This window comes from Cupriavidus sp. SIMBA_020 (assembly GCF_046535395.1).
Lineage (GTDB): Bacteria > Pseudomonadota > Gammaproteobacteria > Burkholderiales > Burkholderiaceae > Cupriavidus > Cupriavidus campinensis.
Map to the genome: position 1 here is coordinate 449771 of NZ_JAWRWU010000002.1, position 12776 is coordinate 462546.

11 protein-coding genes and 1 tRNA gene are annotated in these 12776 nt (G+C 64.0%); 4 read left to right on the forward strand and 8 right to left on the reverse strand.

Features of this window, described 5'->3' with window-relative positions:
• Positions 1–70 precede the first annotated feature (70 nt).
• Complete coding sequence (locus SB751_RS06245) at positions 71–952, forward strand: undecaprenyl-diphosphate phosphatase (protein WP_250024722.1); 882 nt, start codon at positions 71–73, stop codon at positions 950–952.
• An 83-nt stretch (positions 953–1035) separates the two neighbouring features.
• Here the strand turns inward: SB751_RS06245 and trmB are convergent, their stop codons facing one another.
• From trmB to SB751_RS06265, 4 genes are all read right to left on the reverse strand, one after another.
• Entirely contained in the window at positions 1036–1803 is a 768-nt protein-coding gene (trmB, locus tag SB751_RS06250; protein ID WP_144198019.1) for a tRNA (guanosine(46)-N7)-methyltransferase TrmB, read from the reverse strand.
• A 75-nt stretch (positions 1804–1878) separates the two neighbouring features.
• Positions 1879–1953, reverse strand: a tRNA-Gly gene (locus tag SB751_RS06255).
• Between the two features lie 186 nt (positions 1954–2139).
• Positions 2140–3282 carry an acyltransferase family protein gene (locus tag SB751_RS06260; protein WP_410747859.1) on the reverse strand — a complete coding sequence of 381 codons (1143 nt, stop codon included), beginning with the start codon at positions 3280–3282 and terminating at the stop codon, positions 2140–2142.
• Positions 3283–3584: 302 nt separating this feature from the next.
• Complete coding sequence (locus tag SB751_RS06265) at positions 3585–3968, reverse strand: hypothetical protein (protein WP_313818620.1); 384 nt, start codon at positions 3966–3968, stop codon at positions 3585–3587.
• 351 nt (positions 3969–4319) lie between these two features.
• Between SB751_RS06265 and SB751_RS06270 the strand changes: the two genes are divergently transcribed.
• The gene (locus tag SB751_RS06270; RefSeq protein WP_144198020.1) at positions 4320–4709 is read left to right on the forward strand and encodes a DUF5594 family protein; all 390 of its coding nucleotides are present in this window, start codon (positions 4320–4322) and stop codon (positions 4707–4709) included.
• A 12-nt stretch (positions 4710–4721) separates the two neighbouring features.
• Here SB751_RS06270 and SB751_RS06275 read toward each other — a convergent pair whose 3' ends face one another.
• Positions 4722–5615: an aldose epimerase gene (locus tag SB751_RS06275; RefSeq protein WP_410747860.1), complete on the reverse strand. Its 894-nt coding sequence runs from the start codon at positions 5613–5615 to the stop codon at positions 4722–4724.
• A 237-nt stretch (positions 5616–5852) separates the two neighbouring features.
• Between SB751_RS06275 and SB751_RS06280 the strand changes: the two genes are divergently transcribed.
• The gene (locus SB751_RS06280) at positions 5853–6350 is read left to right on the forward strand and encodes a cupin domain-containing protein (protein ID WP_144198022.1); all 498 of its coding nucleotides are present in this window, start codon (positions 5853–5855) and stop codon (positions 6348–6350) included.
• Between the two features lie 31 nt (positions 6351–6381).
• Here the strand turns inward: SB751_RS06280 and SB751_RS06285 are convergent, their stop codons facing one another.
• Positions 6382–7596, reverse strand: a complete 1215-nt coding sequence (locus SB751_RS06285) for a polyhydroxyalkanoate depolymerase (RefSeq protein ID WP_211943225.1) — start codon at positions 7594–7596, stop codon at positions 6382–6384.
• A 298-nt stretch (positions 7597–7894) separates the two neighbouring features.
• Here SB751_RS06285 and SB751_RS06290 point away from each other — a divergent pair, with 298 nt between their 5' ends.
• Positions 7895–8551 (forward strand): glutathione S-transferase family protein, encoded by a 657-nt coding sequence (locus tag SB751_RS06290; RefSeq protein ID WP_144198129.1) that lies wholly within the window; start codon positions 7895–7897, stop codon positions 8549–8551.
• Positions 8552–8575: 24 nt separating this feature from the next.
• Here SB751_RS06290 and SB751_RS06295 read toward each other — a convergent pair whose 3' ends face one another.
• Together SB751_RS06295 and ubiD are read right to left on the reverse strand one after the other, a co-directional pair.
• The gene (locus SB751_RS06295) at positions 8576–10576 is read right to left on the reverse strand and encodes an acetoacetate--CoA ligase (RefSeq protein WP_410747861.1); all 2001 of its coding nucleotides are present in this window, start codon (positions 10574–10576) and stop codon (positions 8576–8578) included.
• Positions 10577–10695: 119 nt separating this feature from the next.
• Positions 10696–12246: a 4-hydroxy-3-polyprenylbenzoate decarboxylase gene (ubiD, locus tag SB751_RS06300; protein ID WP_144198025.1), complete on the reverse strand. Its 1551-nt coding sequence runs from the start codon at positions 12244–12246 to the stop codon at positions 10696–10698.
• Between the last annotated feature and the right edge of the window lie 530 nt (positions 12247–12776).

Consider the following 12776-nt stretch of genomic DNA (forward strand, 5'->3'; position numbering starts at 1 on the left):
CAATAATAATGCCGAGGGTTCGCGTGTTACCGCGCGGACCGGACCGCGCCTGACCCTCTCCTGAATCCGCATGGATATCGCACTCGCCCTGAAAGCCGTGATCCTCGGCATCGTCGAAGGACTGACCGAGTTTCTGCCCATCTCCAGTACCGGCCACCTGATCCTTGCCGGCCAGTTACTCGATTTCAACGACGAGAAGGGCAAGATCTTCGAGATCGTGATTCAGTTCGGTGCGATTCTGGCGGTGTGCTGGGAATTCCGGCGCAGGATTGGTGCGGTGGTCAGTGGTCTCGGGTCCGATCCGAAAGCCCAGCGGTTCGCCATTAACGTCATCGTGGCCAGCGTGCCGGCCATTGTGCTGGCCTTTATCTTCGGCAAGTGGATCAAGGCCCATCTGTTCAATCCGATGAGCGTGGCCATGGCGTTTATCGTCGGCGGCGTGGTGATTCTGCTCGCCGAATGGCGCGATGCGCGCCGGGGCACGGTTTCGCATCCGCAGGGCAATGCCTTGCTGGAGGCGGCCAAGGCCGGGGCGCCGCGCATCGAATCGGTGGATGACCTGAACTGGCGCGACGCGCTGAAGGTTGGCCTGGCGCAATGCTGCGCGCTGGTGCCGGGAACGTCCCGCTCCGGCGCCACGATTATCGGCGGCATGCTGTTTGGCCTGTCGCGTCAGGTGGCGACCGAATTCTCGTTCTTCCTGGCCATTCCGGTGATTTTCGGCGCGACCGTCTACGAGCTGTACAAGGCGCGCGCGCTGCTCTCCGCCGACGACCTCGGTATTTTCGGCATCGGCTTTGTCTTCGCGTTCCTGTCGGCGTTCCTGTGCGTGCGCTGGCTATTGCGCTTCGTCGCCACGCACGATTTCAAGCCGTTTGCGTGGTACCGGATTGCCTTCGGGATTATCGTGCTGGCCACGGCGTGGACCGGGATGGTGTCCTGGCACGCTTGAGGGTAGCGCGCCGAGTGAGGCGATAAAAAAAGGCGTGGCTGTTATCGGCCACGCCTTTCCTGTTTCTGCCGGTACCTCGGCGATCAACGCTTGCGGAACACCACGTCCCAGACGCCGTGTCCGAGCCGGACGCCGCGTTTCTCGAATTTTGTCACGGGCCGGTAATCCGGCCGCTCGGCAAAACCGCCCTCCGCCTGCGAGGTATTTTCCAGCGCCGGTTCGCCCGACAGCACTTCCACCATCTGGTAGGCATATTCCTCCCAGTCCGTAGCGCAGTGGAGATAACCACCGGGCTTCAGGCGGCTAGCCAGGAGCTTGACCAGCGGCGGCTGCACCAGCCGGCGCTTGTTGTGCTTCTTTTTGTGCCAGGGGTCGGGGAAGAAGATATGCACGCCATCGAGACAATTCTCAGTCAGCATGTGCGCGATGACCTCGACGGCATCGTGCTGCATGATGCGAACATTCTCAATGCCACGCTCACCGGCCAGCTTCAGCAGGGCGCCAACGCCGGGCTCGTGCACCTCGCAGCCCAGGAAGTTGTCCTGCGGACGTAGTTGGGCGATATGCGCCGTGGTCTCGCCCATGCCAAAGCCGATCTCCAGGATGGCCGGGCCCGGGCGGCCGAAGGTGGCCGTCCAGTCGAGCGGGGTGGGCGCATAGGGCACGATGAAGCGCGGGCCAAGGTCGTCGATGGCGCGCTGCTGCCCGGTCGAGGTGCGCCCGGCGCGCCGCACGAACGAGCGGATGCGGCGCGGATGCGCAACGTCTTCGCCGGGCTGGCGAGGGGCGTCTGACGCGGCCTCGGCGTCGTCTGCCGGCTTCGGTTCGGTACTGGCGTCTTGGGGGAGCATGGCAACAAAAAGCCGCCGGGCGGAGTGCCGATCGGGGGATCGACCGGTGCCAGAGGCGGCTTGTTCAATCAGAGGTGGAGCGGGCGATGGGAATCGAACCCACGTCTTTAGCTTGGGAAGCTAAGGTAATGGCCATTATACGACGCCCGCTATGGCTACAGGGGCCGGATTCTAGCACGGTTCTCGGTGCAGCATCAAAAGGCTCCCCGCATGGTCACCGCATGCTCTCTGGCGCGCTCGGAGATTGCGCCGGGCGCCATCGCAAGTTGGTCACAACGTGGCCCGCCCCAATCTGCAGACGTGCGGCGAATGCGGCTCCCATCTGATCGAACGGGGTCAGTTGTGAACCTGCTGAGGTCTCCGCAGGCCTGGTTGGCTCTCCTTGGTTGCGCTCCCAGCATTTTTGACCCTTGCCTGGCGGAATTTCTCGATTGGCCTATCAATGACCAAAACGACCAGCCCTGAGATCGCAAGGGAGCCAATTACGGGGTAGATATTACCTGGTCCGAAAGCTCCACTGAACAACGGTATGACCATCATTTGGCTCAAATATACCGGGTAAGACAATTCTCCGATCCATCGGTCCACTCTGCTCGATTTCGATAGATGGAACATCGCCGGAATGCTGATAAACACGGCGAGCAGAAAAAGTAGCTGGCCAGTATAGAAGCCCGGAATAACTGAGGGCGCCGTCGAAAGATGAGGATAGTAGACGGTTAAGGTCAGCACGGTAGTTAGGCACAGCCACCCGACCGATTTTCGGCTCAGGAAGCTGACCTCCTTGTACGCGCGGTAGGCAATGGCGCCGAGGATAAAGAGGCCTAGCTCAAAGGGCAGGAATCGATAGCTCCAGGGGTCTTCTGTGAGCCCAATGCTGAAGGCGTACGCCCTGGCAGCAGTACTCGCCGCCGCCATTGCAACGAGGACAGCAAGTTTGCGCCTGAAAATGAAGGGCGCAATCAGGTAGACGGCGATCTCAATGCCAAGCGTCCATGCCTGTGGAACGAAAGCAAGCTCGAAGGCTCGCGGGTGAAAGCTCAGGAAACTAGTAGTGGCCTCAATCTGCGGACCATCGAGTCTCAGGAAGAAACCCCAGTCCATTCCGATCAGCGAAATATTAGTGATCAGCAAGTAAAGCTTGCTGCCGAAACCGAGGTCATCGAAATAGTGGGTGAAATTACGAAGGGTTCCGATTGTATGGACGTTGGGATGCGACAGTTCGAGGATCGAGAGTGCGATCGAGGCCGCAAGGATTGTCCAATAAATCGGATAGATTCTTAGGAACCGATTTGAATAGAAAAGCTTTGTGCCGGCCAATCCGGGCCCGTATTTCTCATTCAGGATAAGCGAAATGTAGAAACCGGAGACGATATAAAACGCTTGGACCGCAACAACGCCTCCGGTAAATTCCAGTCCGAAAAGTGGCGAAGAATGCGCGACAACTACAGCGATGGCGAGTAGTAGACGGAAAAAACCCATCCCGTAACTCCGTTTTTCTTGAACCCGGATTATATGTCAAAGCAAATACGAACCTGCTACAGATGTGCGGTCGCCTTGCCAGGTTTCGTTTTTGGCCTGGCCTCCGCGCTTGGCAGCCCGGCAACCTTGCCTCGCGCGGGCGCGCCGATCAGCGCGCTTGCAACGATTCCCTCCCGCCCAAGTATCCGCAGAGAATTGGTCTGCCTCACACCCCAGGGAAGTGGAATTGTGAACCCCAACTCCAGAAACGGAGTGAGGGGGAAATGGCATGCCACCGCCGCTCATCAGGCCCGTCAGAAAAGTCACTTGCGAATCAATGATTCGTATTCTGAGTCGTATGGCGCCCGCCAGCCTCTCGCAATTCGGCCTATTGCATTCTGCTGACAAACGCCAGCCTGAATCAGGCGTTGGAGTTCAGCATTAGCGGCATCACTTTGAAATACTCGGGCGGTGATTGGCTCTTCTTCAGGGCAAGGCTCGGGTTTTTCGAGGGGTACCGCTACTGCCTTGACACTGTCGGGAACCAGGTCGCAGAACCAGGTCTTGCCGTCGCAGCGCCTGCCACTATCATTGTTCCAGTATGCTAGAAAGCCAAAGGCGAGAAATGCCATCAGCATGACTGCTGCCCGTTGGCTTACAAATTTCCAAAAGTAGAAAACGGCTCCCGCCATGGCGATGACGCCCATCCTGTACATCTCCCCTTTGCTGCAACTGTTCGTTGGCTTTGCTATCTAGACCCTCACGCCGTCCAGAAAAGCCTGTACTGCCTCCATTGCTATGGAGGAAAAAGAGTACGCAAGTTCTAGCCTGAGCGGCGAGCATACCGCAAAGCCAAACGGTGACCCGGAGTGCAACGTCGATGGGGCGAGAATCGCGGGCAAATCCGGGCGATGTGAAGACACCGCCGAAACGCCGGAAGTGCCGGAACGAGGAATCAATCACTGTGGCTGCACTTTATCGGCCGTGCTACTGACGCCGCCGCCACCGGCCGCAAATCCGATGCACAATAGCTCCACTTCTACGTCCCTGGCTTCGCCGTGCACCTCGCCCCCGCCCAGCGCTTCAATGCCGAATTCCTGCCGCGCATTATCGCGCGCATTCACGCGCTGTCTCACGGCACGCTTCAGACCGAGGTGCGGCCCGCCGACCGCCCGCATTTGCCCGCCTGCCTGCGGGTCTCCGCCGCAGCCCGCACCGGAGGCGGGCGCTATGCGCATCCGCTCGATATCACGCTGTCCTGGGATGGCTACGAGGTGGAGCGCCTGTTCGAGGCGGGCGGCGAATCGCGCTTTGCCGCCTATCTGGAAGCGCTGCCGGCCAAGCTCGATGCCTGGCAGGACGCCCGCCAGCTCGATCTGAACACGCGGACCCAGGCCGATCCGGCGGTGTTGATCGGCGGGCTCGATTTCGAGCATCTGCTGCGATAGCCGCGCGGCGGCTCAGATCACCAGCCGGCAGACCGCCGCTTCCGTCTTGCCCGGTGCCAGCCACCGCAGTCCTTCTCCATTCCCGATCGCGTTGGGCAGCCCCAGCCACGGCTCCACGCAGTAGAAATCAGAATCTTCTCGCTCGGACCACGTCGTGATCGCGTGCCATGGCGCACGCCCCGGGACATTGAGGACGAAGTCGATCTCTCGCGCGGGCATCTGCAGCCGCAACGTGCCCGGCCCGCGCAGGACGTGGAAGGTGTCCTGCAGCCGGGCGTCATCCAGTCGGTAGGTGCGCTCGCCCGGTTCGGCGCCGGTCAGGCCGCCGTCCGGGGTTTGCCGCACGCGGTCTGCCGGCGGCAGGGACAGTCGGCTTGCCGACCGCTCCGCGTGAGGCAGCGCGAAGTAGAAATGATGGCCGGCGTACCACGGCAGCGGCGCCGAGCCTGTGTTCCTGACCTCCAGTTCTGCCTCCAGCCCTTCGGGCACGAGCCGGTAGCTAACCGTGAAGACGAAGTCGAACGGATAGCCCGCCGGTGTCGCATCGGACGAAGCCAGCGTCATGCTCACCGCAGACTCGGAGAAATCCGATACCGCGAACGCCATGTCGCGGGCAAAGCCGTGCTGGGGAAGCTCGCGTACCAGGCCGTCGGCATCGCGCCATTTCCCCGGTTCGCCGTCGACGAAATGCCGGCCGATAAACGGGAACAGCAGCGGGTTGCCGCCGCGCACCTTGGCCACGCGGGACCAGTCGGCATCGTCCGGCCAGTAAAGGATGTCCTGGCCGCGATGGACCCATCGCACCAGTCGGCCGCCATGCGCCGGCGCCAGCAGCAGGTAGTTGTCACCCGCGCCGATGCGCGCCAGCTCCTGCCCTTGAAACCGTTCGATGATGACCGAAGTCATGCGCCTGCCTCCCGCAGAAATTCGGAAAACCACGAGGGTATCGCAACTTCCCGCTCGGTACGCCTTTGGGGCGGCCCGCCTCGTTTCGGCGCGCATCGCCGATCAGCGTCGGTGCAGGCCACCGCAGGACCCGCGCGCCAGGATCCCTGCCCGCCACATTCGCCCCATTCTCGCCCGGCGCGAATGTTGCAGCGCAAGAGGGCCTTGCCGCCATGCTTCGCTGATCAGGAGGTCACCATGTCACAGCTCCCCCCGAGCCAGACGACCGCACTGCTGTCGCCGGCCCAATCCCCCACAGACTTTTCTCATGTACGGCCGCGCGACACGGCTTTTGTCGACCAGGGTTTGAGAGATTTCTTCCTCTACCGCGATCTCGGCATTGCCGATGCCACGCACGGCAAGGTGCTCGTGCAACTGGTGAAGGCCAACCTGCCGCCGCAGCAGGGCACCGGCTGGCACCGGCACGTGGCGGATTTCCACATCGTGCTCATGCTCAAGGGCTGGGCGCGCTTCATGTACGAGGACAAGGAGACGCTGGTCGCCGCCGGCGACTGCGTGCACCAGCGGCCCGGCATTACGCACTACCTGTTCGACTATTCGCCGGACATGGAATACCTGGAGATCGTCGGCCCCGCCGATTTCAAGACCATCGATGCGCCCGCGCCGTGCCCCGTGCCCGCTGTCACACCCTGGGCGTCGTCCGGTACCGAATCCTGGCGCGACGTGCCGGTCTGAACCGCGCGCGACCGGCCATCCGTAATTCTCGCTATTCGGCCATGTAGATCGTTTCGCGCACCAGCGGATATACCTGCGCCTCCCAGTGCCTGCCGTTGAACACGCCGTAGTGCCCCACACCGGTCTGGATGTGATGCATGCGCATGTAGGGGCGCACGTTCGTACACAGGTCCTGCGCCGCCATGGTCTGGCCGATGGCGCAGATGTCGTCGCGCTCGCCCTCCACGGTGAGCAGCGCCGTGCGGCGGATGGCCTGCGTGGCCACGCGGCGGCCGGCTACGTCGAGCAGGCCCTGCGCGAGCAGAAATCGCTGGAATACGAGGCTCACGGTCTCGAGGTAGAACTCGGCGGTGAGATCCATGGTGGCGAAGTACTCGGCGTAGAAGGTCTGGATGGCATCGGCCTTGTCGTGCTCGCCGCGTGCGCGCAGGTCGTAGAGGTCGCGCAGGGCTTGCTCGTGGCGCTCCCGGTTCATGCTCATGAACGCGATCAACTGCACGAAGCCCGGATACACGCGACGCGTGGCGCCCGGAAAGCGCCACGGCACGTAGCCGATCAGTGTCGATTCGAACCACTCGATGGGCCGGCTCATGGCCAGCTCGTTGACCTTGGTCGGATTCACGCGTGCGTCGATCGGGCCAGCCATCAGCGTCAGGCTCGGCGGCTGCGCCGGGTCGCCGTCCTCGGCCATCAGCGCCACCGCCGCCAGCGCTGCCACGGTGGGCTGGCACACGGCCATCAGGTGGGTATGGCCGCCCAGCGCGTGCAGGAAGGTGATCAGGTGCTGCACGTATTCATCGAAGCCAAACCGTCCGTACAGCACCGGGACGTCGCGCGGGTTGTGCCAGTCCGTAATGTAGACGTCATGGTCGCGGAGCATGGTTTCCACCGTGCCGCGCAGCAGCGTGGCGAAGTGGCCGGACATCGGCGCCACCAGCAGCACGCGCGGCTGCGCGGGCGCGCCTTCGCGGCGGAAGCGCAGCAGGGTGCAGAACGGCGTGCGTGTGACGATTTCCTCGACGACCGATACCTCGTCGCCATTCACGCGCACGCTATGAATGGCGAACGGCGGCCGGTAGTGGGTCAGGCGGGCCAGCGCCAGCACCTCGCAGGCGGCGCGGACGGATCTCAACGGTTCGCATTCGTCGGCGCCGGGATAGCCGGCGATCAGCGTGGCGGCGATATCGGCCAGGGAGCAGGCCGGCTGCATCATGTCCGCGTAGGTCTGGTAGGCCTGATAGAGCATTGCTCGATTTCCTCCGCGGCATGGCGCCTCGCCTCATGTAATCGTAGTGCGCCGCAATATATATGCCACCGATAATTGAACTTGGCACGCCGCTTGCGCGTGGCGAGTGGCATGACAAGCAGGGCAGAGGGAGTGCGGCAAGGGGCGCTTCCACAGGCCATGCGCCACTTCCGGTGGCGTGATGTGGCCTCGGACTGGTGCCGCGCCGCGCACCGCACGGGTGCTTGGCGATGCGGCATCCGCCACCGATACTGCAAACGATGCATCGCGCACTGGCCCGGGGGGCCGAGGAGGCATGATGGCGAAGACCACGCTGACCATCAGCAGCAAGACCTATTCGTCCTGGTCGCTGCGCGGCTGGTTGCTGGCCCGGTTCGCGGGCCTGGAGTTCGAGGAAGTGCTGGTGTCGCCCGAAGATCCGGCGGCGCGTGCCGAAATCCTGCTGCTGTCGCCGTCGATCCTCGTGCCCTGCCTGCGCCATCAGGGCGTGACGGTGTGGGACACGCTGGCGATCGCCGAATACCTCAATGAGATTCGTCCCAAGGCGGGACTGCTGCCCGACGACCTGGTCGCGCGCGCCCACTGCCGGGCTATCTGCGGCGAGATGCATTCCGGCTTCGCGGCGATGCGCGCCGCCTTGCCGATGAATCTCAAGGGACATTTTCCCGGGCTTAAGGTCTGGTCGCGCGCCCAGGCCGACATCGACCGCATCGTCACGATCTGGACCGAGTGCCTGACCCGCTACGGCGGCCCGTACCTGTTCGGCGAGCGCCGCACCATGGCGGACGCGATGTACGCGCCCGTGGTCACGCGCTTCGTCACCTATGGCGTGATGCTCGACCCGGAGCCGGTGGCCTACTGCAAGGCCATCCTCGCCATGCCCGAGATGCAGGAGTGGATCAGCGCCGCGCGCGAGGAGCCCGACGAGATCAGCGAACTCGACGTCGAATTCTGATCCTTTCCGATCCTTCTCCCGGCCCTAGGCGGCCGCCGTCCTCGCCAGATAGGTGGCCGCGTAGGCAAAGTACCAGTCCAGGCAGTCCGGATTGGCCATTGCGTCGCGGTTGGCGATCTGTTCCGGCGGATGGCCGAGCAGCAGCTTCTTGATCGGCACCTCCATCTTCTTGCCGGACAGCGTGCGCGGCACGCCGGGCACCTGCACGATGTCATTCGGCACATGGCGCGATGACAGCCCGGCGCGAATCCGCGCCCGCAGCGTGTCGCGTAGCGCCTCATCGAGCACATTCCCCTCGCGCAGCACGACGAAGAGCGGCATGTACGACTCGCGGCCCAGGTATTCGAGATCGACCACCATGCTGTCGAGCACGTCGGGAAGCTCTTCCACCACGCGATACAGCTCGCTGGTGCCCATGCGGATGCCATGCCGGTTGATCGTGGCGTCCGAGCGCCCGTAGATGATGGCACCGCCGCGCGGCGTGATGCGAATCCAGTCGCCGTGGCGCCAGGCGTTCGGATAGGTGTCGAAGTAGCTGTCGCGGTAGCGCTTGCCGTCGGCGTCGCCCCAGAGGTAGAGCGGCATCGACGGCATCGGCTCGGTGCAGACCAGTTCGCCCACCGCGTCGATCATCGGCCGGCCCTGTTCGTCGAAGGCTTCCACCTTGGCGCCCAGGCAGCGGCACTGCATTTCGCCCGCGTACACCGGCAGCAGCGGGCAGCCGGCCACGAACGAGCCGGCGAAGTCGGTGCCGCCGGACATCGGCGCAAGCCAGATGTCGCTGCGTACGTGGCGATAGATCCACGCGTACGCTTCCTCAGGCAGGGGCGATCCGGTGGAGCCGAGCCCGCGCAGCCGGGACACGTCGGCAAAGGCAGCGGGCTCCAGCCCGGCCTTCATGCAATGGGTGAAGAACGCGGCGCCGGCGCCGAACATCGTCACGCGCGCGGCATCGACAAAGCGCCACAGCACGCCGGCGTCCGGCCAGGCGGGATTGCCGTCGTAGAGCGCCACCGTGGTGCCGAGCAGCAGGCCGGCCACCTGCGCGTTCCACATGATCCAGCCGCTGCTGCTGTACCAGTGGAAGACGTCGTCCGGGCCGAGGTTGTTGTGGAACGCCAGCAGCTTGAGCTGCTCGATGACGATGCCGCCGTGGCCATGGACGATCGGCTTGGGCATGCCGGTGGTGCCGGACGAGTAGACGATCCAGAGCGGATGGTCGAACGGTACCGGCTCGATGCGCAGCGGCTCGTCATGCGCCAGCACCTCCGCCCAGTCGTGGCGGCGGACCGGGCCGGCTACGTCGACTTCGCTGCCGATGGCCGGAATCAGCACGAGGTCGGTCAGCGAGGGCAGGGCGGCGACGAGATCGGCGATCACCGGCGCGCGGTCGTAGGTCTTGCCGCCGTAGCGGTAGCCGTCGACGGCAATCAGCACCTTGGGCGCAATCTGCCGAAAGCGGTCGATCACGGCCACCTGGCCCATGTCCGGCGCGCAGCCGGACCAGACCGCGCCCAGGCTGGCCGTGGCCAGGAAGGCGACGATCGTGGCCGGCACGTTGGGCAGGTAGCCGGCCACGCGGTCACCCGGCGTCACGCCCATCGCGCGCAGGGCATGGGCGAGGGAGGCGACCTGGGCTTCCAGGGCATCCCAGCTCACGTCGGCCAGCGGCTGGGCCTCGCCGGCATGGCGGATGGCCGGGCGCTGGCGTGCCTCCCCGGTGCCGGCGTGGCGGAAGACCTGCTGGACGTAATTGAGCGTGGCGCCTTCGAACCAGCGCGCACCGGGCATGGTGCGGCGGTCCAGCACGCGCCGGGCGGGGGTGTCGAAGTGGAGGTCGAAGTAGACGCGGATGGCGTCCCAGAACGCCTCGATGTCGGTGACCGACCAGCGCCAGAGGCTGTCGTAGTCATCGAAGGCGAGGCCGCGCTCGCGGCGCAGCCATGTGATGAAAGCGGCCAGCTGGCTGCTCTCGGCAAAGTTGGCGGACGGCGTCCACATCAGCTTTCCGGATGCCACGGTCATGCCTGTCTCCTCCTCTTCCCGTCTGCGCGGGGGTTTGGGGTGCGCCGCTGGTTTGTCGCTGGTGCGTTGACAGCAGCGGCGCGGCGCGATGCGTGGTCACATCATAACCGTCTCCGGCGTCACCTGGCGGCGCCGCCCGATTCGAACAGCGTGCCCCACATGGCGTCCACCCGTGCCTTGACGGCCGGGTCCATCGAGATCGTCCGGCCCCATTCGCGGGTGGTCTCGCCGGGCCACTTGTCGGTGGCGTCGATGCCCATCTTCGAGCCCAGGCCCGAGACCGGCGAGGCGAAGTCGAGGTAGTCGATGGGCGTGTTGTCGACCATCACCGTGTCGCGGCTCGGGTCCACCCGGGTGGTGATCGCCCAGATGACCTCCTTCCAGTCGCGCACGTCCACATCGTCATCCACCACGACGATGAACTTCGTATACATGAACTGGCGCAGGAAGCTCCAGACGCCGAACATCACCCGTTTGGCGTGGCCGGCGTACTGCTTTTTCATCCGCACCAGCGCCATGCGGTAGCTGCACCCCTCGGGCGGCAGGTAGAAATCGGTGATTTCCGGGAACTGCTTCTGGAGCAGCGGCACGAAGACCTCGTTCAGCGCCACGCCCAGCACGGCGGGCTCGTCGGGCGGCTTGCCGGTGTAGGTGGAGTGGTAGATGGGGTCGCGCCGCATGGTGATGCGGTCGATCGTGAAGACCGGGAACCAGTCCTGCTCGTTGTAATAGCCGGTGTGGTCGCCGTAGGGGCCCTCCAGTGCATGCTGGTAGCCGGACGGATGGGCCGGGTCGGGCTGGATGTGGCCTTCGAGGATGATCTCGGCCGAGGCCGGCACGGACAATTCGGACAAGGTCGGCGTCAGGCAGCCGGCCAGCGCGGTGCGGCTGCCGCGCAGCAGGCCGGCGAACTGGTATTCGGAGAGCGTGTCGGGCACCGGGGTCACGGCGCCGAGGATGGTGGCTGGGTCCGCGCCCAGCGCGACGGCGATCGGGAAGGGCTTGCCGGGGTTGGCGAGCGCGTGCTCGCGGAAGTCCAGCGCGCCGCCGCGATGCGCCAGCCAGCGCATGATCACCTGGTTGCGGCTGATGACCTGCTGGCGGTAGATGCCCAGGTTCTGGCGCTTCTTGTGCGGGCCCTTGGTGACTACCAGGCCCCAGGTGATCAGCGGGGCGGCATCGCCGGGCCAGCAGGTCTGGATCGGCAGGCGGCCCAGGTCAACGTCGTTGCCTTCCCAGACGATCTCCTGGCAAGCCGGGCTGCTCACGCGCTTGGGCGCCATGTCCCACACTGACTTGGCCAGCGTGAATAGCTTGCCGGCCTCACGCAGGCCGCGCGGCGGCTCAGGTTCCTTGAGCGCGGAGAGCACCCGGCCGATGTCGCGCAGGTCTTCGAGCGAGTTGGCGCCCATGCCCATCGCCACCCTGCGTGTCGTGCCGAACAGATTGGCGAGCACTGGCACCTTATAGATAGCGTCATGGCCCGCGCCGGCATCGTTCCGAGATTGCACGCTCGGCTTCTCGAAGAGCACGGCGGGACCTTCCGCGCGCAGCAGGCGGTCGCAAATCTCCGTCATTTCGAGGTTGGGCGAGACCGGCGTGGCGATCCGTTTCAGCTCGCCAAGCTGTTCCAGTTGGCCGATGAAATCGCGCAAGTCTTTGTATTGCATAGTGAAATCTGTGAAGGTTGCCGCGCTGCGCCAATCCATGGCGTGCCCTGGCGAGGTGTGTGACGATACACATCAGCGTTCGGCGGTGCAAAAAAATCGTGTCGGAAGCGTACGAGAAATGTAAATTTTTGGCGGCCTGGGCAGGTCCTCAAAGGAAGGGTAACCCTAGGCCAGTCCTACGATTCCGAGCTTCCGGGTGATGTAGCCGCCGCTTAAATAACGTCGTTACATATTTCCAAAAGTAGTGACATGTTGAATCGTTATGCTTGACGGGTTATAAAAGGGTTCCTACAATCCGGTCTGCTCTGTGGGGTGTTGCGCCGCAACATGGCTTTGAGGCTTCTGTCAAGAGGCACTCTTTAAAAAGGCCAGCGTGACCACACCTCCTAAGACCGTGATCGCGGTACGTGTAGCAAGCGTGCGCGGCGGGGTCCTCCGGCGGGATGCCGGGGCGTAAAGAGTCTTTAGTGGCAGGGTGCGTTTCCCCAAGAGCGTACCCTGTTTCTCGTTGGGCGCATGGGGAGCGCCCG